This window comes from Pseudaeromonas pectinilytica, from assembly GCF_054780855.1.
Map to the genome: position 1 here is coordinate 1 of NZ_BAAGVN010000185.1, position 889 is coordinate 889.

At 57.3% G+C, this 889-nt stretch carries 1 protein-coding gene; it reads left to right on the forward strand.

Translation table 11 applies throughout. The features are described 5' to 3' along the window. A partial coding sequence (locus tag ACYVG7_RS10110) for an IS4-like element ISApu1 family transposase (protein WP_460882999.1) occupies window positions 1-889 on the forward strand: 889 nt, incomplete at both ends.

Below are 889 nucleotides of genomic sequence, written 5' to 3' on the forward strand. Positions count from 1 at the left end.
ATGGCACCTCCTTTGCGGTGCATCGGCGCCTTGCTGCTGATTTTCCCGGCCGGTTCAAGACCATCAGTCCGGCAGCTATCGAGTGCCATATGACCATGTCACTGTCGGAGCAGAGCCCGTTGTGCATGAGTGTGTCTGCCGATACCGCAGGGGAACGGCAATTTCTGCCTGAAGCCCACACGCTGACCAACTGCCTGCTGCTGGCTGACGCAGGTTACATTGACAGGGCTTGGTTTGAGCAGGTGAACGACGCTGGCGGATTTTATCTGGTGCGCGGCACGAAAAGCCTGAACCCCAAGATAATCCAAGCCTGGCGCGGTGATGGACGGGAAGTACCCAAGCTGGCGGGACTATCTCTGAGAGAGGCCGGACGGCGACGCTGTCGGGCCGAGGTACTGGATATGGTGGTGAAGTCCGGCCAGGTCGAGTACCGGTTGATCCGGCGCTGGTTTGCTGAGGAAAAGCGGTTCTGTCTGTGGATGACGAACCTACCGCGAGCAGCATGGTCAGCAGAGCAGGTGATGAGCCTGTATCGCTGCCGTTGGCAGGTGGAGTTGTTATTTAAAGAGTGGAAATCGCACAACCGGCTCAAGGGGTTTGTGACGGGCGAGAAAGCGATTGCCGAGGGGTTGGTGTGGACGAGCCTGCTGTCGCTGGTGATGAAGAGACGGGTCGCGCAGAGTGTGATGAGTGGGGCGCTATCGATGCTGAAAGCGTCGAAGAACAGTGCGACGTGGTGGCTACCGCTATTGGAAGCAGTGGCCCATAGGGCGCTGACAGAAATAAGGGAAAGATTGGAATGGGCTGCCGATTATTTGGCCAAGAACGCCTGCCGAACCAAGCAGAGAAAGTCGATACAGAACAGGACCTTGGAAGGCGTTTTAAATGG